At 39.7% G+C, this 25,348-nt stretch carries 17 protein-coding genes and 1 riboswitch; of the genes, 7 read left to right on the top strand and 10 right to left on the bottom strand.

What is annotated here, in order from left to right; all coding sequences use genetic code 11:
* Positions 1 to 2 precede the first annotated feature (2 nt).
* Both BM291_RS14565 and holA read right to left on the bottom strand, forming a co-directional pair.
* Entirely contained in the window at positions 3 to 2,990 is a 2,988-nt protein-coding gene (locus tag BM291_RS14565) for a tetratricopeptide repeat protein (RefSeq protein ID WP_092898700.1), read from the bottom strand.
* 225 nt (positions 2,991 to 3,215) lie between these two features.
* Positions 3,216 to 4,244 (bottom strand): DNA polymerase III subunit delta, encoded by a 1,029-nt coding sequence (gene holA, locus BM291_RS14570; RefSeq protein WP_092898702.1) that lies wholly within the window; start codon positions 4,242 to 4,244, stop codon positions 3,216 to 3,218.
* A 327-nt stretch (positions 4,245 to 4,571) separates the two neighbouring features.
* Here holA and BM291_RS14575 point away from each other — a divergent pair, with 327 nt between their 5' ends.
* A complete protein-coding gene (locus tag BM291_RS14575; protein WP_092898704.1) occupies positions 4,572 to 5,300 on the top strand; it encodes a tetratricopeptide repeat protein in 729 nt (242 codons plus the stop codon).
* Between the two features lie 82 nt (positions 5,301 to 5,382).
* Here the strand turns inward: BM291_RS14575 and BM291_RS14580 are convergent, their stop codons facing one another.
* Positions 5,383 to 6,225 (bottom strand): universal stress protein, encoded by an 843-nt coding sequence (locus BM291_RS14580; RefSeq protein WP_092898706.1) that lies wholly within the window; start codon positions 6,223 to 6,225, stop codon positions 5,383 to 5,385.
* A 6-nt stretch (positions 6,226 to 6,231) separates the two neighbouring features.
* Positions 6,232 to 7,152, bottom strand: a complete 921-nt coding sequence (locus BM291_RS14585) for a 2-hydroxyacid dehydrogenase (RefSeq protein ID WP_092898708.1) — start codon at positions 7,150 to 7,152, stop codon at positions 6,232 to 6,234.
* A gap of 186 nt (positions 7,153 to 7,338) precedes the next feature.
* Here BM291_RS14585 and BM291_RS14590 point away from each other — a divergent pair, with 186 nt between their 5' ends.
* From BM291_RS14590 to dprA, 5 genes are all read left to right on the top strand, one after another.
* Complete coding sequence (locus BM291_RS14590) at positions 7,339 to 8,184, top strand: DUF2911 domain-containing protein (RefSeq protein ID WP_092898710.1); 846 nt, start codon at positions 7,339 to 7,341, stop codon at positions 8,182 to 8,184.
* Between the two features lie 359 nt (positions 8,185 to 8,543).
* On the top strand, positions 8,544 to 10,346 hold the full coding sequence (locus BM291_RS14595; protein WP_092898712.1) for a DEAD/DEAH box helicase: 1,803 nt from the start codon (positions 8,544 to 8,546) through the stop codon (positions 10,344 to 10,346).
* 78 nt (positions 10,347 to 10,424) lie between these two features.
* The gene (locus tag BM291_RS14600) at positions 10,425 to 11,129 is read left to right on the top strand and encodes a 16S rRNA (uracil(1498)-N(3))-methyltransferase (protein ID WP_092898714.1); all 705 of its coding nucleotides are present in this window, start codon (positions 10,425 to 10,427) and stop codon (positions 11,127 to 11,129) included.
* A 210-nt stretch (positions 11,130 to 11,339) separates the two neighbouring features.
* Positions 11,340 to 11,693: a MerR family transcriptional regulator gene (locus tag BM291_RS14605; protein ID WP_092898716.1), complete on the top strand. Its 354-nt coding sequence runs from the start codon at positions 11,340 to 11,342 to the stop codon at positions 11,691 to 11,693.
* Positions 11,674 to 12,792 (top strand): DNA-processing protein DprA, encoded by a 1,119-nt coding sequence (dprA, locus tag BM291_RS14610; RefSeq protein WP_092898718.1) that lies wholly within the window; start codon positions 11,674 to 11,676, stop codon positions 12,790 to 12,792. The genes BM291_RS14605 and dprA overlap by 20 nt, the downstream gene beginning before the upstream one ends.
* A 14-nt stretch (positions 12,793 to 12,806) precedes the next feature.
* Here dprA and BM291_RS14615 read toward each other — a convergent pair whose 3' ends face one another.
* Entirely contained in the window at positions 12,807 to 13,658 is an 852-nt protein-coding gene (locus BM291_RS14615; protein WP_092898720.1) for a hydroxymethylglutaryl-CoA lyase, read from the bottom strand.
* 339 nt (positions 13,659 to 13,997) lie between these two features.
* On the opposite strand from BM291_RS14615, the gene BM291_RS14620 reads away from it, so the two are divergent.
* Positions 13,998 to 14,519, top strand: coding sequence for a hypothetical protein (locus tag BM291_RS14620; protein ID WP_092898722.1), 522 nt, complete (start codon positions 13,998 to 14,000; stop codon positions 14,517 to 14,519).
* Between the two features lie 71 nt (positions 14,520 to 14,590).
* Here BM291_RS14620 and metF read toward each other — a convergent pair whose 3' ends face one another.
* The 5 genes from metF to BM291_RS14645 all read right to left on the bottom strand — a co-directional run bounded on the left by metF (position 14,591) and on the right by BM291_RS14645 (position 25,210).
* Positions 14,591 to 15,544 (bottom strand): methylenetetrahydrofolate reductase [NAD(P)H], encoded by a 954-nt coding sequence (metF, locus tag BM291_RS14625; RefSeq protein WP_092898724.1) that lies wholly within the window; start codon positions 15,542 to 15,544, stop codon positions 14,591 to 14,593.
* Entirely contained in the window at positions 15,541 to 18,234 is a 2,694-nt protein-coding gene (metH, locus tag BM291_RS14630) for a methionine synthase (protein ID WP_092898726.1), read from the bottom strand. The genes metF and metH overlap by 4 nt, the downstream gene beginning before the upstream one ends.
* A 4-nt stretch (positions 18,235 to 18,238) precedes the next feature.
* The gene (locus tag BM291_RS14635) at positions 18,239 to 19,291 is read right to left on the bottom strand and encodes a homocysteine S-methyltransferase family protein (RefSeq protein ID WP_092898728.1); all 1,053 of its coding nucleotides are present in this window, start codon (positions 19,289 to 19,291) and stop codon (positions 18,239 to 18,241) included.
* Positions 19,292 to 19,356: 65 nt separating this feature from the next.
* Positions 19,357 to 19,455: riboswitch (SAM riboswitch) on the bottom strand.
* 91 nt (positions 19,456 to 19,546) lie between these two features.
* The gene (locus BM291_RS14640) at positions 19,547 to 20,863 is read right to left on the bottom strand and encodes a hypothetical protein (protein ID WP_245786888.1); all 1,317 of its coding nucleotides are present in this window, start codon (positions 20,861 to 20,863) and stop codon (positions 19,547 to 19,549) included.
* 69 nt (positions 20,864 to 20,932) lie between these two features.
* Positions 20,933 to 25,210, bottom strand: coding sequence for a PAS domain S-box protein (locus BM291_RS14645; RefSeq protein WP_092898730.1), 4,278 nt, complete (start codon positions 25,208 to 25,210; stop codon positions 20,933 to 20,935).
* Positions 25,211 to 25,348: the final 138 nt, after the last annotated feature.

A 25,348-nucleotide genomic window follows, 5' to 3' on the forward strand; every position in this document is an offset into this window, starting at 1 on the left:
GTTTACTTAAGGGTTTGAAGTTTTGATTGAGCCATTTGTTTGATTTCTGCATTGGTAGAATTTTCTACGATAGATTCCAAGGTCGCCTTCGCCTGGAATTCCTCCCCACTTTTCACATAGTTATCTGCCAAAAGCAAGAAGATCCTCCCATACCAATAATCGTAATTAACGAATGGTCCCGACTGATCAAATATCAATTCGCTGGATTGTGTGATTTCACCCTTTTCTTGGGCACCTAATGCCAATAAATAAAGCCCTTCAGCTCCCTGCTCAGTTTTATAATCAGCTACTAGAGCTGTTAAAGTCAATTCCGACTGAGGTTTTTGGTTTAGTTCCTTTTGCGATTTTGCTTTGATAAGCAAGGCTTTTGGAGATGATTCAGGAATAACTCCATCAAGCGTAGCTAAACGCTCAGCTTGTGTGATCGCCTGCTGATATTTCCTTGTTTGAAAATTCGCAATCATCAAGCCTTGAACAGCCTCAGCTTCCTCAGGTTTGCTACGTGCATTTTGTACAGAAGTCTCTAGGTATGGTATTGCTTGGGCAAAATTGCCTCTTTCCAATTCTATCACACCTATCTTCTGCATAGCACGAAGGCGCTGCGGAGAAGCTGGCTCTCTTTCTAATGTTTTGAATTGCGCTAGTGCTTTTTCAGTATCACCAACCTGCATGTAGCTATCTCCTAAGAAATAAAGTGCGTCTGCACGCTGAGCTGATTGCGGATAGTTTTTCAGGTAATTCTCGAATCCTCGTATAGCTTGAGAATAGTTCTTATCGAAAAATGTTCCTTTGGCAGCTTCAAATTCCAAAGATTGAACGCTTCCGTTACTTGGGTTAGCACCTTTATACTTGGTCAAGTAATCAGAAAACTCACCAGATCTTCCTTGAAGAGCGACTGTTTCCTGAAGACCTTTTAGTGCAGTTTCAGCATTTTCAGCATTAGGGTGATTATTTAAAATCGTGCTGTAATCCTTAATAGTCTGATCGTAATTCTGAAGTGAGAAATTTGCCACAGCTCTACCTTCCAATGCATAAGGAACGAAAGGGCTATTTGGCTTGGTTCTGAGCAAATCCGAGAACGAAACAGAAGCAGCCTGGTAGCTGGTTTCTTCCATATATATCTGTCCTCTCTGATACAGTGCATCTTCTAAATACAAGCTATTCGGATAGCGAGAAATCAACACATCCAATTGACCTAGCGCTTGCTGATTGCTAGATTGGAAGTTTTGCACCACTGCCAATCTGTAGTAAGCATAATCAACTCCTGAATTACCCTCATTGATAGCTCGTTGGAAAGTAGAAGCAGCTTCGCCAAATCTCTTTTGAACATAATAGCAATCGCCTAATCTCAAAAGCGCATCGTCGTATTGCTGCTTGTTGGCAATGATCTGTCTATTCTCTGTGAACTTCCTGAACTGCTCTTCAGCTTTTGGGTATTGCTGGGAATTGAAGTAAGCGTAACCTAATCCATAATGGGTTTTGGAGACGGTGCCATTTGTTCCTGATGGACGCTGGCTAATTACTGATTCATAGGATTTGATCGCCTGCGGCAAATTATCAGCTGCTGAATTGATTTCCCCTTTCCAGAAATAAGAATCTAATACCATGCTTTTATCAACAGGGTATTTTAGTGATTTATCTAAATAGGCTAAGGCAGGATTCCATTTCTGATCACGGTAATAAACCATGGCCTGATAGAAAGCCACCTTTTGGTAAGCTTCCTGAATTCTTGGCGACTTATTCGCAATTTTATCCATCTGATCGATGGCACGTAAGTAATCGTTGGTATTTACAAGTGCCTCAGAAAGCAAATTCTCAGCTTCTGCTCTGTATTTACCTGAAGGATAAGATTCCACATATTCGTCTAAAGCAGTGATGGCAGCCTGGAAACTCCCCTTCTGTAGGTTTACTTTAGCATAATTAAATATGGATTCTTCTTTAATGGCAGGATTGAAATCTGATTTTGCTGCTGACTGGAAGCTCGTAGAAGCAAACTGATAATTCTCAAGTTTCAGATACGACTGAGCTAGATAATAACTGGAAGCTTGTCCAATTTCATCAGATGAAGATGCGGACACCTTCAAATAATCCGTAGCACGTTGGTAGTTTTTGATTTCAAATTGAGAAATACCCGCTTTGTAAACTTCCTCTCTTCCCAATTCACCTTTACGGGAATTGATATAAGCATCGTAGTTTTCGGCAGCTTTCGGAAAGTTCTTTTTGGCATAATAAGCTTCCGCCAAATACAAATAAATCACTTCCCTTTTCTCAAGGTTTTGACCATTTGTCAATTTTGGCTCAGCAAAACTGATCAATTGATCATAACTACCTTGCTTATAATAAAGGGCTGCCAATAGATAAGGAACCTTATTGGCATAGTAAGCAGATTGGGAAGCAGTCTGAAGATCAGAAATGGCTTTTGCAGTATTCCCATTATCCATAGCGATAAAACCACTGTAATAATAGGAATCAAAGCTCGCCTGCTGGTTTAGCACTTTTCCTGCATCAAAATAAGGAGCAGCTTGTCCATACTGATTAAGCTGAAAATGAGAATAACCCTGTTTAAAAAGCACTTCAGCACGGTTCTCCAAAGTCAGTTTTTCGGTATTCACCAACTTATAGCTGTCGATCGCCTCTGGGAAATTCCTTTTAAAGAAAAAGTGATCTCCTAGATACAAGCCCGCAGTGGTTACCGAAGGATCATTTCCATGATCATAAATATAGCTTTTCATCAAACCAGCTCCGTCTGGGCTTTCTACCTGTAGGGCTGCCATGGCTCGATTTAGTTCAGCATTTTTTGCTTGACCAGAGTTTACAGGCCTTGCTAAAAGCCTGGTGTTATCATAGATACTTGCTGAAAAAAGCTGCTTCTCAAAAAGCTCCAGATTATGATCTAACTTCTGTTGTGGACTGGTCTGGTAGAGGCTAGACTGGGAGTACGCCTCCAAACTAAGTCCAAGGCTCGCCAGGAGCACAAGGTGATATTTCATATGTTATTAATTTCTATTTAAAGGCCATATGCCCGCCCGGCTGACTACCGTCGGACAGGGAATCTCGCATAAGTGATAATTTCACCCGAGAAGCTTGCTGCCATGCTCGATTTCATGCGTTTATATTTTGATATTTAGCAGCCGCATGGAATCTCTCATGTATTGCAATTGTCCAACTGTTTGGAACTTGCAATCATGCTCAATTTCATAGTGTGGCTTAGGTAATCAATGCAAAATCTTGTAAACAAGCTCGCGGAGGTTTTCGGCTTCGCTCATACTTCCGGAATCAACTCCTTTGAAACGAAGATCAGCCTCTTTGATGTATGCGAACACATCAATTACCTTGCCCAAATTGTAGTTTCGGGACGCTACCATATATTCTTTGACTACAAATGGAGGCAACCCTAAAAGACTGGCTAGCTGCTGCTCATTTGCTCCTGTTTTCTTCGCCTGGTGAATCAAAGCGATTCTAGTGAAATAGTTAAACATCAGTGAAAACATAGGGATCACCGGATTCGCCTTTGGATTCTGGATGAAATAATGAATGATCTTATTTGCTTTGATCACATCCTTAAATCCTATTGCTTTTAAAAACTCAAAGTTATTGTAGTCCTTGTTGATTCCGATGTACTTGGAAATGTGCTCATTAGTGATTTTCGTAGGCTCCCGAAAATTGATCAGCATCTTCCCTATTTCATTGGAAAGTACTTCCAAGTTATTACCGATAGAATCCGCCAAAAGTAATGCTGCACGCGTATCTATGGAGTGCTCAGTTTCCTTAATAAACCCTTCTATCCAGTCCGTCAGCTTGTAATCCTTGACTTTGTCCGAGCGAACATAGACAGTTTTCTTATCCAGTTCTTTGTAAAGCGCAGATCTACCATCCAGCTTTTTATACTTATGAGCAAAAACTAAAATCGTACTTGGAAGAGGGTTTTGTACATAGCTCACCAGCAATTTCTGAGAATCTTCTTTTGTTAGATCAGACAAACTCTGGGCTTCCTTTACGATCACTACTTGGCGATCTGACATCATCGGGAATTTCCTCGCGTTATTGAGGATCATACCGACATTGGAGTCTTTTCCATAAAGCACCACTTGGTTAAATCCACGTTCATGCTCTGCAATCGCATTCTTCTCAATGAAGTCTGTGATCTGATCAATAAAGAAAGGTTCCTCCCCATCCAAAAAGTAAATTGGAGCGAACTTTTTCGCTTTCAGATCCTTAAGTACAGCTTGTGGTTGTTGGGGCATAAATTTGGAATAATCTCAAGCCTTAAAGATAACAGGCCTATCCATTTGCCTGCAAAAACAGAGGAAAGATTCTTTGGTAAACTATTCAAGAGTTAACTTTGTCTTTGTGTAGCGGGAGTTGCAAAGTGAAAAGTTTGAGGTAAAAGTAATGAGCCTCAGAAAATATTTATAAAATTGAAGCAACACGAATTTCGACATCTCGCCCATCGGCAGGTGAGCACTCAGTCTGACAGACTTAAAACAATTGATATTAAAAAAGAGTAATAAAATAAAATATTGCGGCCTCTACGTAATCTCCGCGAACTCTGCGGTTAAAAAAGAAACATTATGAGCTTCGAAAAAGGAATTGAATTATATAAGTCAGGGAAATTTGAGGAGGCTTTGGCCATTTTTGATGGATTGGTAAAAGCTAACCCGGATCAGCCACAGCTTCATCTTAGTCGTGGTAGAATACTTTCCCGACTAGGAAGAACTGAAGAGGCATTGGTAGAATTTGACCTGATCACTTCACTTGAACCATACAATACAGATTTCATCTCTGACCGAGCGGTGGTTTTACATTTGCTTAAAAGAAATGAGGAAGCACTTACCGAGCTGGATAGAGCAGCCAATCTCGACCCAAAAAACCCCTATCGCTACAGCAGTCGTGCTTATTTCAAAGATAGAATCGGTGATTTGGAAGGCGCGATTGCAGACTATGAAACAGCTATAGAACTCGATCCAGAGGATGCCGTCTCGCATAATAATAAGGGAATGGTAGAGGAGAAGTTGGGCTATCAGCAAAGATCAAAGAAGAGCTTTGAAAAAGCAGACGACCTGATCGGCTACAAACCAAAAAAAACAGCAACACCAAGTCCAAAGGCAGCTGAAGAAAACTCAAGCTTCCCTGAGATAAATCCAAAAGCTAAAGCAAAGCCTGTAATCCGTTCTCAAAAGAAAGAAATGAGCTTTGGCCATTTTATGAATACACTTGGAGCTGTTTTCACGGATGCTAAAGCAAGAAAGGAATTTGGGGATTATTTGAAGAGCGTGTTTGGTAGCAAAAAGAATGAATAGAGGGATTTGGTTTTTTCTAAAACAACCATGCTTATCTTAAATCAGGCAGTGCCCTCAGTGCCTTTCTTTGTGACCAAAAAACTTAAGAAGATTTAATCACCCAAAGCGGTTTATTAATGAAATAGGCCATTTTTTTTGATAAACTCTTCGAGAAAATCTGATCAAAAAACGACTTCTTTTCACTAAGCGTCACTAAGATATCGCCCTTGGCGGTTTGGAGGTAATTTTCCAATCCCAAGGCCACGTCATCGCGGAAAGATTTCAAGACAAAATTCACTTTATCATACTTAATAAAGGGCTCTATTTCCGCTACCATAGTCATGTGCAGAGATTTATCAAGGGCTTTGTGAGTAGTGCTCACATGCACCAAATCAATCTCAGAATCGAAAAACTTAGCTACTTCCACGATTTTTTGAATGGCTATTTTATCCTCTTCTAAGTAATCACTTGCATACACAAGCTTGCGTGGAGCTTTGAAATAAACCTTTCTAGGTACTACTAGAATATCACGATCAGACTGCTCCACAATCCTACTTGCACGAGAGCCTATAATATTTTCTCTAAAATCATTGACACCTTCAGTCCCAACAACAATTAAACCTGCATTTATTTCAGTTGCATACTCAAGAGTTTCTTTAACTATACTACCTTCTTTTACTACAGAAATGCAGCTTTTCAATCCATTCTTTAAGCTTTCCTTTAGTACAGCTTCTTGTAGGTTTTGAAGTTTTTCAAGCACAAAATCCATTTGATGTTTACCTAATTCGTCATTAGGTGACAATTTCTCATAATCCTCCCGGTTCAGCACATGAAACAATATCAAATCTGCTTTATACTTTTCACCCAACCTAGTCGCATACTCAATGGCATTCAGCGAGCATTCAGAAAAATCTGTAGGACATAATATTTTAAAAGTTTGCTCCATAGCTTATTAGTAACCTCTAGTTCGATTAACGACATTAACCAGTTCTCTACTTTCCCTGATTCGCTTAATATTCTCTATTACTTGTGGCGCTGCTGCTTGCGGATTCGTCACACTTGCTATATGTGGAGTCATTGCTATTTTCCAATTCTCCCAAAAAGGATGATCTTTTGGCAAAGGTTCCTCTCTATATACATCAAGCATGGCACCCGATAGATGCCCGTCATCCAAAGCTTTGATCAAATCATCCTCTACCAAATGCTTGCCACGAGCTACATTGATGAGATACGTATTGGGACTACATTTTTCAAACAGCTGGGTGTTCAAAATGTTTTCAGTATCGGGAGTAAGTGGAAGTAAACAAACCAACACATTCACTTCCTTTAAAAACTCATCTAATTTGTCTTTAGTATAATACGGGTATTCAAAATCAGTTTTTTCTGAAAAGCCAAAGCCAACCACTGGGAACCCCATAGAGTGGAGTTTGTCCATCACATCCTTCCCTAGAGCCCCCACTCCCATTACTCCTACAGCCACATCCAATTCTGGGCAACTCATATCCCAGACTTTTTTCGTCTGATTCATTTGGTAGCGAGCGGTCTGCCTATGATAATTCAGCACTGCCATCACCACATAATTAGTCATTGAAAAAGTAAGCTTTTCATCTACTATCCTTACTATGGGAATTGATGAAGGAATTGATTTATCTCTCAAAATATGGTCAACACCAGCCCCCATTGAGCTAATCAGTTTTAGATTTGGGAAATCAGAAAGAATTCCTTCTGGGTGTTGCCAAAGGAAGACATACTCCACTTTTTCTGGCTGGGTAATTTCTGGGTATACCTCAAGATCCAAATCAGGTGCAAGGGCTTTAAATTCTTTGATCCAAACATCCGGGTTCTTACCGGGACTAATAATTGCTAAACTCATATTGTTCTATACGGAGGATATAAATTGAGGATGAAAAACATCGGAAAACCTTCTCGATAACGCAAAAAAATGAGTTCTCCACTTTAAATTATTGCTTTAAAAAACATCAAATTGCAGAGCTTTTCAGAACATCCTATCAAATTTTACGCTTAAGTAACTTTAAACCAAATTATAACTTCCATTCCAATGAAACAAAAAATAGCATTCACTTTAGCATTTATGCTGTGTAGCCTTTTTTCTTTTGCTCAGCAGATTCAAATGCCCCAAGCTTCTCCTTCGGCTAAAATTGCTCAGAAAGTAGGTTTGACAGATGTGACTGTAGACTATAGTAGACCAAGTACAAAAGATCGAAAGATTTTTGGAGAGCTGGTTCCCTACGGTCAGGTTTGGAGAACGGGTGCCAACGGGGCTACAGTTCTTTCTTTTTCAACGGACGTGCTAATTGACGGAAAGAAAATTCCTGCAGGTCAATATGCGCTTTATTCTGTTCCAGGTAAATCAGAATGGACAATGATACTTTCCAAAAATATCAAACTTTGGGGAGCTATTGGATATGACCAAAATGACGATGTAATACGATTCAAAGCAGCGCCAGTTAAGCTTAAAAAGAAGAATGAAACCTTCGAAATCAGTTTTGCTAACATGACAGACACTGGTTCAGACCTTTCTTTGAAATGGGAGAACACTAGAGTTGATTTTAGAATTGAGACCGAAGTAGACCCACTTGTGATGGCTCAGATCAAAGAATTCGTAATAGACGGCGACAGTGCTGATCCAAGCTTATTGTATTCTGCGGCAAGCTACTATTACACTAACAGCAAGGACATGAATCAAGCATATAACTGGATAAATGAATCTGTGGAAAATGACCCAAAATACTGGACTATGCATCTAAAAGCTAAGATTGAAGCGGCTTTGGGCAAAAAAACGAACGCCGTAGAAACTGCCGCAGAAGCAATTGACTTGGCTGAAGAAGCCGGCAATAAGGATTATGTAGGATTAAATGAAAGACTCATCAAATCTCTGAAATAAATAAAGGGACACAGGTCCTGACACCTCTAGCTACCCCATAGCTTTAAAGCTAAATACAACAAAACAAAGTCGCCCAGCACGGGCGACTTTGTTTGTTTAATTTGTATTCCAAAAGTATTCAGTAGTAATCCCTGTTTGGAGATACTAATAAAGTGTCAAACCAAATATTTTTTGCTAAAACGTCTCATTATTTAAGGAATATTCTAAATATTTTCGAAGACGATTTGGTTATTAAAAAAGTTAATCTTACTTTTGTGCCGTCAATAAGACATAGAACAATTTTTCGTGCCGTGAATTCCTTACTGTCGCTTGTCGGGATATTTATTAGGACCGAATGGCAGGGAAATTAAGGAAACATCATGGATCAAACACTCAAGTTCTCAGACTTGGGAATTTCTTCAGAAATTCTTAAGTCAGTGGAAGAGATGGGCTATACCCAACCTTCCCCAATTCAAACACAATCAATTCCTTTTATCCTTCAGGGTAGAGATGTCATCGGACAAGCTCAAACAGGAACAGGTAAAACAGCAGCTTTTGCTATCCCAATCATTGATTTGGTTGATGCTGATATCAACAAGCCTCAAGCAATCATTCTTTGCCCTACTCGTGAACTTGCTGTTCAGGTAGAAGGCGAAATCCAAAAACTTGCTAAATATCACAGAGCAATTAACTCTGTAGCTATATATGGTGGTGAGTCTATCGATCGTCAGATCAGAGTTCTTCGTAAAGGCGTACAAATCGTAGTAGGTACTCCAGGTCGTGTACAAGATCATATCAACCGTGGCACCTTGAAGCTAGATTCTGTTGGCATCCTAGTTTTGGATGAAGCAGATGAGATGCTAGACATGGGCTTTAGAGATGATATCGAAGCGATTCTTCAGGAAATGCCAGAAGAAAGACAAACAGTATTCTTCTCAGCTACTATGGCCAAGCCAATCATGGACTTGACTAGAAAGTATCAGACTAATCCTGAGATTGTCAAAATCGACAGAAAGGAACTTACTGTTTCTAACATCGAGCAAACATTCTACGAAGTGAAGTCTCAATTGAAATTAGAATTGATGGCTCGCTTGATGAACGTACACAACATTACACTAAGTGTGGTATTCTGCAACACGAAGAGAATGGTAGATGAAGTAACTGAAGGACTAGTAGCTAGAGGTATAGCTGCAGATGCTCTTCATGGTGACTTGTCTCAAGCTCAGCGTGATAAAGTAATGGGCAAATTCCGTAAAGGACATTGCAAAGTACTAGTAGCTACTGACGTAGCAGCAAGAGGAATTGACGTAGATAATGTAGAGGCTGTATTCAATTATGACCTTCCATTAGACGAAGAATATTACGTACACAGAATCGGTCGTACAGGCCGTGCAGGTAAAAGCGGAAAAGCAATCAACTTCGTAACAGGTAGAAGAGATAGCTTCAAGATGAGAGATTTGGAAAGATATACCAAAGCTACTATCACAAAGATGTCCCCTCCTTCTGCTGCTGAATTGATCGAATTGAAGAAAGCTAAATTCGTAAAAGACGTAACAGAGCAAGTAGAGAAAGAAGAAGACAATCAAATCTTCGAAGCAACTATCGGTCAGATGCTTGCTGAAGGTCTTACTCTTGATCAAGTTGCAGTTGGTTTGATCAAAATTGTAATGGGTTCTTCAGTTAAAGAAATGGCTGATCAGAACTTCAGCATCGATGCTTCCGGCGGAGACAGAAGAAGAGAAGGTGGACGCGATGGCGGACGTGACGGAGGAAGAGATCGTGGCAGAGGTGATCGTGGAGATCGTTTCGGTGGTCGCAATGAAAGAGGTGGAGATAGAGAAAGAGGCGGAGACAGAGAAAGAGGTGGTGAGCGCAGAAGAGAATTCGGCAACCGTGAAGGTGGCTCTAGAGATGGAGGCAACAGACCTGAGCGTGTGCGTGAAGCTAACATGACTCGTCTATTCTTGAATCTTGGTAAAAGAGATAGAATCCGTCCAAATGATATCGTAGGTGCAATCGCAGGCGAAACTGGTGTACCAGGACGTAGCATTGGAGGCATCGATATTTATGACAACTTCTCTTTCGTTGATGTTCCTACTAAAGATGCTGATCAAGTGATCAACGGAATGAAGAACAACACCATCAAAGGCAAGAGCGTTAGCATGGAAGTTTCTAAAGGATAATAAGGTTATAAGGTTTATATTGTTTAAAGCACATTTCCTCGGGAAATGTGCTTTTTTTGTGTCTTAGAAAATCTGCCTATGCAACTCTTTTTTCAAGAAAATATCACCCCTCCTCTAATTAGCCTTGAGCCAGATGAGTCCAAGCATCTCTGCAGAGTGCTTCGCAAAAAACAAGGCGATCAGGTACATGTTACTAATGGAGAAGGTACGCTTTTCGAATGCGTGATCTTGGAGGCGAATCCAAAAAAAACAAGCCTGAAAGTAATTCATACAAAAGAAGTAGAAGAGGATGATTTCCATATTCATCTAGCCATAGCTCCTACCAAAAGTCCTGACCGGATGGAATGGATGGTGGAAAAGATTACTGAGATTGGATTTCATGAACTCACACTGTTGGAAACCATGAATTCTGAAAGGAGCTATCTCAAAACTGACCGCTTGGAGAAAAAGATTATTTCAGCCTGTAAGCAAAGTTTAAAGTATAGAATACCTACGCTTCATGCTATTTCAAAGCTGGATGAAATTCTAGAGAATGATAAATTTGAAGATTATCAGAAATTCATCGCTTATGTAGATGAAAACCATGATCATCATTTATTTGATCGTGCAGAAGTAGGTGGAAATTATCTCATTCTAGTTGGTCCAGAGGGTGATTTTGATCCAATTGAAATCCAGAAAGCATTCGATGCAGGCTTCAAACCTGTGTCACTTGGTAAAGCTAGACTGCGAACAGAAACAGCTGGATTAGCAGTAGTTCAAATGCTACAAACACTAAATCGTTAAAATATTCGTTTTTTTCTTCAGTAGTTAAAGTACTTGTTGAAGAAATCGAGACAGCCATTCAGCCCTTCTTGAGGCAGAGTAATTACTCAAGAGTAACATACTAGAATGTTTATAATTCATGCGAGATTCCATGTGCCAAATAAAAATCAAATCATAAACACATGAAACTATTGCATTTTCATTAATTTAGACTCAAAGACCATTTTTACCGTGCCGTACAAAGAGCGAGAAATAGAAAAAAAATATCATTCCATTGGAGAAGTAGCACTGATGTTTAAAGTAGCCCCTTCGTTGATTCGATACTGGGAAGGCGAGTTTGATATCATACGCCCGAAGAAAGATCGTAAAGGCAATCGTCGCTACACCAAGATAGATATTCAGAAGATCAAATACATCTATCACCTAGTGAAGGAAAAAGGATATACCCTTCAAGGTGCTCAAGAAGTGATCAAAGCTGGAAAAGAACAAGGATTTGATAAAGTACAGGCGGTACAAAAGCTTCAAGAAATCAAGGACTTTTTAATTAATATCCGGGACGAATTCAATGCTAAATCAGGCTCATGAAGATTTACGATATTTTCTAGCATTATCACTAGCTCCTAAAATAGGGCCTGGAGTATTTAAAGCTATTATTGCCTACTCTGGCTCAGCAACCCATTTTTTCAAACTCCCAAAAGGAAAAGTTGCTAAGACGCCGAAAGTTGGTGAGAAGCTTTTAGCACTTCGAAATCAAGAAAACGAACTGCTTCGCAAAGCAGATGAGCTAATCAACGACTGTGAGAAAAAGCACTTCAGTATCCTCACCCCCCTTCATCCTGATTTTCCTCAGCGTTTCAAAATGCAGGAAGATAGTCCTGTGGTAATTTTTGCTCAGGGCATTACCAACTTAAATTTTGATCGCACCGTAGGAATAGTAGGAACTCGAAGCGCCACGACTTATGGTAAATCCGCTACTCGAAAGATCATTGAAGATCTGGCTATTTATCAACCCGCAATTATTTCTGGTTTGGCCTACGGAATAGATATAGAAGCGCATAGAACAGCGCTAGCGATTGGCTTACCCACTATCGCAGTACTCGGATCTCCTATCGGCCGTATATACCCTGCAGTTCATAAGAAAACAGCTGAGGCAATCATGGAAACCGGTGCTGTGATCAGCGAGTACTCCTCTGGTAGTACAATGGTTCCAGGCAATTTCCCAGCAAGAAACCGTATAATAGCAAGCCTTTCTGATGCACTGATAGTAGTAGAGGCAGCTGAGAAAGGAGGCGCGTTAATCACTGCAGAGATCGCCTACAGCTATGATAAAGATGTTTTTGCCGTACCAGGCAACTTACAATCCCAGTACAGCGAGGGCTGCAATTTGCTTATCAAGAAAATGAAAGCCAACATCTATACTGGCCCCAGTGACGTAGCTGAAGCATTATTGTGGAGCAAACCCGGCGAAGTCAAAATCCAAAAAGCCCAGCTTGATCTTTCAAATCGAGACGAGGAAGAACAGATTATTTTGAAACTTTTGCAGGAAAAAGGCGAAATGGAAATTGATACCTTGAGCCTAACCTCAGAAATACCTCTAGGCTTACTTTCTTCTAAATTACTATCCTTAGAATTTGAAGGAATTGTAAAGTCCTTACCCGGGAAAAAATATAGATTGCTGATATAGCTTGTTAAGCTGAATTAAGGATTAAACACAAACCCAGCTAGTTTCATCGCCTCATCAAATTCTGGTTTGTTAAGCTTAAGATCAAATCCATTTTCCTCTAAAGTCGCTATCATCACTTCAGTGGCCATATTACCTACCAACTCGTCATCAGCCATTGGGCATCCTCCAAATCCTTTTAGCGCTCCATCGAAACGTCTACAACCTGCTTTAGCACCTGCTCTTACTTTTGCGCCAATATCCTCGGTCCTACTATGGAGATGTGCACCAAATTCTATATGCGGAAAAGCGGAAATCTGCAAGCTTAACAAACTTGTAATTAGCGGTGCATCTGCGACACCAATCGTATCAGATAAGGAAATTATTTTAATGCCCAACTGATCCAACTTCTCCACAAAACCTGCTACCAATTCAGGAGAATATGGATCTCCATAAGGGTTCCCAAAGCCCATACTTAAATAGGTGACCAGGGTTTTTCCTTTGACTTCACATAGATTTTGAATTTCCTCAACCGTATTCAATGCCTGCTTGATACTCGCATTCGTATTACGTTTTTGGAAAGTTTCCGACACGGAAAGAGGAAATCCTAAGTAATCAATCTCCGGAAAATCCATAGCATCTTCTGCCCCGCGAACATTAGCTACAATAGCCAATAATTTACTCTTAGCATTATGCAAATCCAGCAAGCTCAACACTTCTGCTGTATCTCGCATCTGTGGGATAGCCTTTGGGCTTACAAAGCTCCCAAAATCAATGGTATCAAAACCGACTTCCAATAATTGATTGATATAAGCAGCCTTAATCGCTGTATCAATGAATTCCGGAATTCCCTGCATCGCATCGCGCGGACACTCTATCAATTTTATCATGATCCAAGTTACCAAAGATCATTTACTCCCAAACAATATTTTGCACGAAGTATGACTCTTACTGATAATCAACTTCCTAACTAAGCTAAAAAAAATGGCTTTTAGTCTCTACCAAAATGTACTTATCATGGAAAAATTGGGTAATAATAATCTTAAACTGGGGAAAATCTATGACACTCACATTTCAATCACTCCAAACAAAATAGGCGTTTACAGCCAATAAAAGCACTTTTTATACCTTAGCACTTCCGCAACGAAGGATTGGAAACACTATTGCAACGGTATGGATAGATTCAACCATCAAAACCTTTAAATTTTACAACCAAACCAATCTTGAAAATGAAAACTAAAGCAATTTTAACTATCGGAGCAGCAGTAGTAGCCTTGTATTCTTGTGATACGAAAAATTACACCGAAGCAGATCGAGTTCAGGTCACTAAGAACTTAGAAAGTTATGTAGACAGTGTAGAAAATGCTGTCAAAATGGTACCTGTTCATAACTGGTCTGTGATCGACGAAAGATATGACAGCCTAGATTCAAGAGCCGAGAAAGTTTACAAGGACTTGGATATTGAGGATGACAATCTGGACATGATCGAAGAACGCTACGAAGTAGCTATAAAAAATGGTAAAGCAGAAGCTGAAAACTTCGAAAGAACTGCCGATATGCACATGAAAAATGTGGAAACTTGGTGGGACAAAACTTCAGCTGAAATAGAAAAGGGCGCTAAAAATACAGCTGATGATATCGAAGATGCCACTCAGGAAAGTATGGATTGGCTAGAGAAAAACTTTGATAAACTAGACGACAATTCTAAAAAGAAATATGAAGATATCACCTTGAAACTTCGTAAAGATTAAGAAATAATCTAACTGAAAAAAGCCTTCTGAATTAAATTCAGAAGGCTTTTTTATGTCTAAAATCACGAAATCTAGAATATTTCTTTAGCTATTTTATAAGTCGTATCGGCTTTACTCATGGTGTAGAAATGTAGGGAAGGCACATTCTGTTTCACCAATTCCTTACACTGCTGAATAGACCATTCTATCCCCACCTCTTTCACTTCTGCATTTGTCTTACACTTATACAATTCATCCATCAAAGGATCAGGTAAGTCCAAAAAGAAAGTTCTTGGCAGCATGGTAATCTGTCCTAGGGTAGTAATTGGTTTGATTCCAGGTATGATCGGAACAGAAATACCTGCCGCACGAACCTGATCCACAAACTCAAAGTATTTCTGATTGTCAAAAAACATCTGAGTGACGATGTACTCAGCTCCTTTTTCAACTTTTTCTTTCAGGTATTTCAAATCGAATTTCAGAGAAGGTGCCTCGAAGTGCTTCTCAGGATAACCCGCCACTCCCACACAAAAATCTGTCTGAAATCCTATCTCCGTTTCCTCATGAAGATATCTCCCTTCATTCATTCTCAAAATCTGCTCGACCAATTCACTGGCATAACCATGACCCTCTGCCTCAGCGATAAACTTACCTTCACTCTTAGGTGCATCACCGCGAAGTGCCAATACATTTTCTACCCCGATGAAGTTTAGATCGATCAGAGCATTCTCTGTCTCTTCTCTGGTAAATCCTCCACATAGCAAGTGCGGAACAGCATCTATGTGAAAACGATTCATAATCGCCGCACAGATTCCTACCGTGCCAGGGCGCTTTTTTGTACTGATTTTCTCCAGTAATCCGTTGGGATGCTTCTTATATATATACTCTTCTCTGTGATAAGTAACGTCTACAAAAGGAGGTTTAAAGTCCATCAAAGGAGAAATCCCTTCAAGCAATTCTTTCAAACTTTGGCCTTTCAGCGGAGGAAGTATTTCGAAGGAAAACAGCGTTTCTTTAGCGCTCCCTAAGTGTTCTGTTATTTTCATAAGGTAGGTTCTGCAAGGGTTAAATTAGGTTGATAAGCTAGATTTGGAGATAATAATCGCTCTGCATCTTTAAGCGAAATTCCTTTACGCTCAGCATAGCTGGCTACTTGATCCTCTCCTATTTTTCCAAGACCAAAATATTTACTTTCAGGGTTTCCAAAGAAATAACCGGACACCGAAGAAGTTGGATACATCGCATAGCTTGATGTCAACTCTATCCCTATCTCATTTTCCATATCCAGAAGCTGTGAAATAGTAATTTTCTCTGAGTGTTCGGGACAGGCAGGATAACCCGGTGCAGGTCTGATACCAGGATATTCTTCTCGAATCAAAGAGTCATTTTCAAGATTTTCATCCTGAGAATACCCCCAATAGTCTTTTCTCACTTGTTCGTGAATGTATTCAGCTGCAGCCTCAGCAAGCCTATCTGCAATAGATTTGAACATGATATCATTGTAATCATCTCCATCCTTTTGAAACTCAGCAAGCTTGGTTTCCATACCAATACCCGAAGTCACCGCGAAGCAACCTAAGTAATCGGTCTGCGATGGATGTAGATAGTCAGCTAAAGAACGGTTAGGTACACCTTTACCTTTTTTACCCTGCTGACGCAAAAAGTGAAAAGAAGCGGTCTGCTTACCTTCCAAATCAAATACAGCTGCGTCATCATCCGAGCGTTGAACTGGGTATAGTCCGAAAACAGCATTTGCGGAAAGCCACTTTTCAGCAATCGCCTTATCAAGCATTTCATTCGCTTCATCGTAGACCTTCTTTGCCTCCAATCCCACTACAGGATCTGCGAAAATCTTTGGAAATTTCCCACTTAGCATCCAAGTACTGAAGAAAGGAGTCCAATCAATGTACTTTCGTACTACATTCAAATCCAGATCCTTAAGTACTGTCCTGCCAAGTTTTTTAGGAACTACAGGCACATAAGAGTCCCAGTCCATCTCCACTGGATTGGCTTTGGCTTGCTCATAAGTCACCAATTGCTTGAGTGATTGCTTTGCCTCGTGCTCTATGCGAAGCTGCTTGTAAATTTCTTTGTATTTCAGTCTATAGGCTTCTTTCGTTTCTTCAGAAATAGCCTCTCCAGCGATGGGTACAGACTTACTCGCATCCATCACATGGATTACTGTACCACTGTAAACGGGATCTATTTTAACAGCAGTATGAATTCTAGAGGTGGTAGCACCTCCGATGAGTAAAGGAATCTTAATTCCCTGACGCTCCATTTCTGAAGCTACGTTCACCATTTCATCCAAAGAAGGCGTAATCAAACCACTCAGTCCGATAATATCCACCTTATTCTTTACTGCTTCATCTATAATCTTCTGAGCATCCACCATCACACCCAAATCGATGATTTGATAGCTATTACAGGCCAAAACCACACCCACGATATTCTTACCTATATCATGCACGTCGCCTTTCACAGTTGCCAAAAGAATTTTTTTCAAGGTAGACACTTCTCCTTCTTCTGGAAGTGGCATAAATGGCTCTAGATAGGCCACTGCCTTTTTCATCACACGGGCAGATTTCACCACTTGCGGAAGGAACATTTTTCCTTCACCGAAAAGATCACCAACTACATTCATTCCATCCATCAAGGGACCTTCGATCACCTTCAGCGGATTCTTTAATTCTATCCTTGCCTCCTCTGTATCTTCTACAATAAAATCCAAAATCCCCTTCACCAGTGCATGCTCCATTCGCTTGGACACAGGATCAGAACGCCAAGCTTCATTGACAACTTCCTTCTTATCTGCCGACTTTACTGTCTCAGCAAAGTCAAGCATACGCTCAGTTGCATCTTCTCTACGATCAAAAAGCACATCTTCCACTCTCTCCAACAAATCCTTAGGAATATCATCATAGATCTCCAACATGCTAGGATTTACTATCCCCATGTCCATCCCGCTTTTGATCGCGTGGTATAAGAAAGCCGCATGCATTGCTTCTCTTACCGGATTATTTCCTCGGAAAGAAAAACTCACATTACTCACTCCTCCACTGACTTTGGCGCCAGGAAGGTTTGCTTTGATCCACTTAGTAGCTCCAAAAAAGTCCAGCGCATTCTTTTTATGCTCGTCCATTCCCGTTGCTACAGGGAAAATATTAGGGTCAAAAATGATGTCCTGAGGATTAAATCTCACTTGATCCACTAGGACTCTATAACTTCTCTCGCAGATTTCGATTCGTCTTTCGTAGGTATCGGCCTGTCCATCCTCATCAAAAGCCATCACTACTACTGCAGCCCCGAACTTCTTCACAGTCTTGGCTTGCTGTATAAATTCTTCCTCGCCGTTTTTCAGAGAAATAGAATTGACAATCCCTTTTCCCTGCACACACTTCAATCCCGCTACGATGATCTTCCACTTGGAACTATCGATCATAATCGGAATTCTAGAAATTTCTGGTTCCGAAGCAATCAGATTGAGGAATTTAACCATGGCGAATTCCCCATCAAGCATTCCTTCATCCATACAGACATCGAGCACCTGAGCTCCCCCACGCACCTGATCCAAGGCTACTTCTAGCGCTTCATCATAGTTTCCATTCAGTATCAAACGGGCAAATTTCTTCGAACCAGTAATATTGGTTCGCTCACCTATATTGACAAAGTTGATTTCTGGAGTAAAAACCAGAGGCTCTAAGCCTGATAGTTTCATGTAATTAGTTCTTGCCATCTTCTCAGTCCAACGTTTCTTCTAATTCTTCTTCTTGTAATTTTCTAGGCTGAAAATTAGCAGCCATATGTGCCAGAGCTGAAATATGCTCAGGCGTAGTTCCACAGCATCCTCCCAGAATATTCAGCATTCCTTCTTTCAAAAAGTCTCTTACCTGATCAGCCATCTCATTGGCTCCCTGATCGTATTGCCCAAATTCATTTGGCAACCCTGCATTAGGATAAGCACTCACGTAGAACGGAGCCTTTTGCGCCAACACTTTCAAGTAAGGTCTCAATTCCTTGGCTCCCAGAGCACAATTCAATCCAACTGAAAGCAGAGGAACATGAGATATTGAGATCAAAAATGCTTCGGTAGTCTGTCCAGATAGTGTGCGTCCTGAAGCATCCGTGATAGTACCTGAAATCATTATAGGTATACCTCCCTCTTTTGGATCAAGTGGAATGCCTCTCTCCTCGAATACTTCCTGAATCGCATACAAAGCCGCCTTTGCATTAAGGGTATCAAAAATTGTTTCTACCAAAATGATATCTGCCCCTCCATCCAACAACCCACGTACTTGCTCAGAATAGGCTTCAGCAAGCTGATCAAAAGTAACTGCACGATAGCCTGGATCATTCACATCTGGTGAAAGAGAAGCCGTTCTATTCGTAGGACCAATAGCTCCAGCCACAAAGCGCGGCTTATCAGGGTTCTTCGCTGTAAACTCATCAGCTACCTCTCTTGCAAGCTTTGCTGATTCTACATTAATGGAATATGCCAAATGAGAGAGCTCATAATCTGCTTGAGCTATTGTGGTGGCAGAAAAAGTATTAGTTTCTATTATGTCCGCTCCAGCCTTGAAGTATTCGGCATGAATATCCTTGATAATCTGAGGTTTGCTCAGAGATAAAAGGTCATTATTCCCCTTTAACGATTTGGGATGTGAGGCCAGTTCAGGAGTACGAAAATCTTCCTCCGTAAGTGTATATCGCTGAATCATGGTCCCCATGGCTCCATCGAGTATCAATATTCTCTGAGAAAGTTGTTGAAGTAGGGATTCCGTTCTGTTTTGCATACTAATCTTTCGTTAATCTAAAAGCTTGTCGAGCAACACACGGAGATAAGTACAAAGTACTAGTCCGCTCATCTGTTTCCGGAAATCCGGAATGGGAGTTAGCACCTTATTCTCAGGTTGCTAAGACGTCATAGGGCCCTTCCCTCGGTCTTTCTCGATAAGCAACTCAAAGGTAATAGCATTTTGACAATAAAACAGCGGTTTCCCTTAAAAGGACTTACTAAAAATAGAATTGCATTACCAAAACCATAAAAACTATGGTCTCACTCCTACTCCAAAACTTAAGTATGGGCCGGCCATATAACTTGACATACTGAAATCCCCAAGTTTATAATTAGCCAATGGGATTTCATATCCAGCTGCTGCAGTAAACACTAAATCAAACAATTTTCTTTTAGTCATCGGTATTCCAAATTCAGCAAAAACCTCTGGCTTCACCATTAAACCACTGTTTTTCAAATACCCGTCAAATTCTCTCTGCTCAAATAACTCTGGAAAATCAGGCTTATTTTCCGTCATAAGTGTATAACGAATATTTCCATAACCAAGCCCTGCGAGAGCTCCCAAACCAAAATTTCTATATTCAATCAGGTTATAACCAAAATTTCCATAAACTCTCAGGCTATTCAAAGAATGCTCCTTATTCGTCTCAGCATCGCCATGCAAGGCTAGATTGTAGAGTTCTGCTCCATATAATATCCGCTCCGTATTTCCAAGAATCCTCAATCCCCAGTTTGTAGGAGTACCGTTCAGCGGATTAATTCCTGCATCCTCTAATTTGGCGTTGAATTCCTTAGCTGAAGAAAAATGCACACCTCGTATAAGTGAAATACCTATGCTTGCATCTTTGTAGAAGAAATTCCGATCCGGAAGTGAAATTCCAGCTCCCACTCTTATAAATGCTCCACTCTGTGCATTGTCAAAAGAAACTCCCTTCATATTCCATTTCCCTTCCAATGGACTGAAAGAATATCCAACCTTAGTGATAATTTGAAATGCTTCTTGTCTGTTGGGTAGATCAAAATCATAGCTTAACTGGAAACCTATCTCAGTCAGAAAATTACCATAATGAAATGTTCCTTTTTGAATATCCTTTTCTCTAAGAACAAAACCTTGCTCTGGGTTAGCTAAAAAAGATTCTAAATCATCGGGCTTTTCAGAGGGTAACATCTGAAAATTGAGAAAGCCAACTCCCAAAGACATGTAGTGTATAAGCTGAAAACGGGATTCTTCCGTAAATGCATAGCCAATATTAAGCAAGGCTCTGGATGTGCGATAGTTCATTCTAAAATCGTCCAGTTCACTCACTCCTCCTCTATTGTGGAACACATCCATTCCAATCACAAAATCATTGATCCTAGCTTGATACCCTAATCCAAGTGTTTGATACCTATTTTGCAAACCAGTCAATCCACGTTCTTCGAGCATTTTATCAAACTGATTGAGTTTTCCGCCTGAAGTACCTAACAATGCATAGAAAGTCGATCGTTTGGTCATTAACTGCTGAGCATGTGTTTCAGCAACTATAAAAAAAATAAAAAACAGTAGTATGGATTTATTAAAAAGAGGCATTGAATGGTCGATTTGTAATAAGCTGGCGTGAATCCATAGCCCACAGGCAAAATTAATGCTAAACCGATTTTAACTGCGATCTTTTGGCTTCAGATATTCTGTTACTTTCTGATACAAGCCTTCAGGACTGAATGGTTTTTCCACAAAATCATCAATCTTAAATTCATCCATCTCTGCTTTAATCTCCTGATAGGAACTGGCAGAAAGAACTAAAATGGGCACTTGAGCTTTGAGGGAATCACTGTTTTCACGAATCATTTTTGCTACCGAAAACCCATCCAAGACTGGCATCTGTATGTCTAACAGCACTATATCAAATTCCGCTTTTTCGTATTCATCAATTGCCTCCTGACCATCTGAGGCAATGACTAGATTTCCAACATGCCATTTTTTAAGAAATTTCTTGATCAAAATCTGGTTTACGACATTATCTTCTGCCACCAGAATAGACACATCATGCAAAGACTTTTCTCTATTCTCTATCGCTTGAGTAATACCAAAATTATTTTCTTCCACACTAGTAAATTTCAATGTAAACTCGAAGTTTGTACCAACATTAAGGCTTGACGATACCTCAATTCTCGCGCCGTGAAGTTCTACTAATCTTTTTACAATAGCTAGTCCTAGCCCCGTGCCTCCAAACTTACGAGTGGTGTCTGTGGATGCTTGCGTAAATGCTTCGAAAATTAAATCTAGCTTATCTTCCGGAATTCCTATTCCAGTGTCTTGTAGTCCAAATTTGATTTCACATTCATTATTAGATGCGGAGACTAATTGCAGATTAAGACGAATCTGCCCATCATTAGTAAATTTGATGGCATTGGAAAGCAAATTATTAATGATTTGACTTATCCGAACCGAATCACCAATTAGAGTGTGAGGAATTTCACCATCAATTTCAGCACTAATTTTAATTCCTTTTTCCTTCGCTTGAAAACTGTAAGAATGTATAATTCGATTTATTAAAACCCTTAAATCAAAGGAGATACTTTCTAATTCTACTTTACCCGAATCCATTTTATTATAATCAAGGATATCATTGATGAGCACCATCAGGTTCTCTGCTGAAAATTGTAAGGTATTGAGAATTTCTAATTGGTCTTCCCTTGGGTTTTCTTCCACCAGTAAATGGGACAACCCTATCACCGCGCTCATCGGAGTACGTATCTCATGGCTCATAATCGATAGAAACTGCGATTTCACTCGGGATGCTTCCTCTGCTCTTACCTTTGCATGAAACAAATCCTTTTGAGTCTGTTTTAACTCCGTAATATCTCTTGCTATTCCCGTATAATTGCGCCCTCCTCCATCTCTATCATAAACCATTTTTCCGTTGGAGCTAAACACACAATAATGTCCATTTAAATGCTTCACTCGGAATTCTAAGTATTGGTTTTCAGCCAAAAAGTCACGGGTTTCTCCAAGCATGGATTGGAATACATCCAGATCCTCAGGATTCAAGTAATTTAATATGCTTTTACCTATTACATCTTCAGCTGCATACCCTAAAAATTGCTGAACGTTCGGAGATATATACGACAGTTCAAATGTCTCAGATAGCGAGAAAATAATCTCAGTAGATTCTTCTACCAGAGTCCTATACTTTTCCTCTGACTTTAAAAGATTTTCTTTTGTCTGTTGCTCCTCCGTTTTATCCCTAACCACGCTCAAGGCATACTTCACTTCACCATTCTCAATGATAGGTCTGATGATGCGATGATAAAATCGCTTCTTAAAAGTAAACTCAGTCTCAACTATTTCTCTATCTATATAAACCTGATGAATTATCGTTTCCAGCTTGGCATAATCAGTCAGGGATATTTCGGATATATTTTTACCTTCAAAATCGAAACGAGACATCTCCCAATGATCAAAGTTTGTACCCTCAGCTAAAATGAAATTCCTGTCTTTATCGAGTAAAAAGATATTAATCCCAGGAATATTAGCAGCCAGTATACGGTACAACTTATCTTTTTCTTTATTGTAAATCTCTAGGTTTTTGCGATCTGTAATATCCTGCAAATAGCCTTCATGCATGATAATATCCCCCTTGTCATTCAACACATCATAGGTTCGATCTTCTACCCACGCGTAAGTTCCATCTGACTTCCTGAACCTATATTCTCCAGAAACTGATGGGATTCCTGTAGCTCCTTTTGAATTTTCTGCGTGGAATCTAATGTTTTTTGCATCGTCCGGATGAAGAAAATCCACAAATGAGATTGATTTCAGCTCCGTCGACTTATATCCATATTGAAGTATATTTTCTGAGATATACTTAATGATATAAGATTTTTCGGGATCTACTCGAAATAGCACTGCAGAACTGTTTTCCACTATCATTTGTGCGCGCTTAGCCACACGCTCATTTTCATACTTTTCTGCTAGGCTACGCAAAATGAAAGAATAGCCAATGAGGTCTTCCTGCTCAGCCTGAAACTTCTGAATAGAAATTTCAAAAGGGGTAGACTCAGTATAACTATTCTCTAAATAGGCTACCTTTTTCCATTGCTCCCCAACTTTCAATGCAGAAGAAACCTCCTTTAAACCTAACCCATCATCCAGCTTCAGCTTAAATAATTCGCCTATTTGACCTGAAAATCCAGAAGTTGATTCAGGACAACACAGAAGAATTGCCGCTTCATTCAAAAAAATCACATCTAGATTCAAATCTGTCACTAAGATTGGATCACTTACCTGTGCCAATATTTGGGATTGTAACTTCAGGTAATTCTCAGTCGCTCTTCTATGAGTGATATCATTACAAAAACCAAAAACTTCTAGACCTTGGGTTAGCGCATCTTTCCTGGCTTCGATTTCATAATTGATATACGTGAATTTCCCAAGTCTATTTTTAATCACAAATTCACCGGAAGCTTTACTCAACTCCTTAATGACCTTTTTGAGATTCTTTAAAAAATCAGGTCTGCTCGATTTCTCGATTTTATAAAGCAACGTTGGAAAATCCGCAGCCCCCAAGTCTCCTTCGAATTCAAACAGATTAGACAATCCTTCGGAGATGAAAAATATCTTGAGTGAATTGTTAAATCGCCAAGAACCTGACTTTGATAGTAACTCAGTCGTGGTGAGCAAACTCTCATTTCTCTCTATTCTCTTGGTCAGTTGATTTCCTTCGTATGCACTAGCAAGTAGATCCCCTAATTGACGAAAGATTTGAAGTTCAATATGCTGTTGAGAAAAAGAATCTAACCCAAGTGCAATAACACCGTTCATCTTAGATTTTGAAATCATCGGAATCAGCAGCACTGAGACATCATCACATAGCTCAAGTAAAACTTCCCCTACTTCAAGAACTTCTTTGCAATTCTCCAGCAGGATTAATAATTCTACATCCGTATAAATGCTAGTTTTATTGGAATTCATTTCCAATCCAGTCAGCGATTCAAATCGCTGAGAATCCTTATTAAAAATAAAAACCTGTGATTTAGTAGCCTGGAAAAACTCTGCAACGAGCCTTAAGGAATCTTTGAAAAGGGTTTCAATCTTCAATGAGGAGGAATTAATTAACAGACCGGAAATCTGATTAATCAAATTCTCTATTTCATACCTTCTTTTAAGGGAAATTTGAGATTCTATGTAATCAGTGATATCCCGAGAACTAAAAAGGACTCCATTAATCTGAGGATGCTGAAGCAAGTTCTTAGCAAAACTTTCCAAATAGACTCTTTTGCCATTTCTCAATCTTACCCAAAAGTCTATGCTCATAGCTTCATTGGAGCTAAAAACATCCTCGAAGCTACCTTTTACCAGTTCCAATATTCCAGACTGAACAAGTTCCTTATAGTTTTTACCAATGATTTCCTCCACCGGGAATCCCATTTTTTCACCTACTGAAGGACTGACAAATTTGTATGTTCCTTCTTCATCCAATATTGCAATTAGATCATGGCTGTTCGAAAGAATGCTTTGCACATACTCGAGTTCTTCAAAAAAAGACCCTTTAGTATTGAAATCCAATTTCTTCTTATCCCAATCTTTTTGAAACTTAATCTCATGACCTCTTATTATAAGAAATCTGGATGTATAGCTTGATGGGAGATTGGTAAATGACCACTCAAACTCTTGATAAGTCGCTGTCTTGGTCTGAATCTCACCAATAAAAGTATTCTGTGGCACTTCGCCGGTTTCAAAAAATACTGCCAATGACTTTATCAGCTCCTTATCCTTGAAAACTTCCATCCAAAAATCAGCGATGGGAGAGAAATTCTCAAGATAGAACGAATTGAAAAATATGATTTCCTCTGAATCTAAGACCAATAAAGGATCTTTAATTTCATTGAATACATCAGAAACATCAAATTGATTGAATTGATTACGTCGATTCATGAGCTGAAATTTTCAAGCAATCCGAAGACACTTAAAAGACTGTTGGGTTTATATGCAAATCCAATATCAGAAAAATTGAGATCAAAATATAAGAACTAGATCTTACAAACTAACTAATGAGACCAATTAGAATTTTTA

Source organism: Algoriphagus aquimarinus (assembly GCF_900112005.1).
GTDB lineage: Bacteria > Bacteroidota > Bacteroidia > Cytophagales > Cyclobacteriaceae > Algoriphagus > Algoriphagus aquimarinus.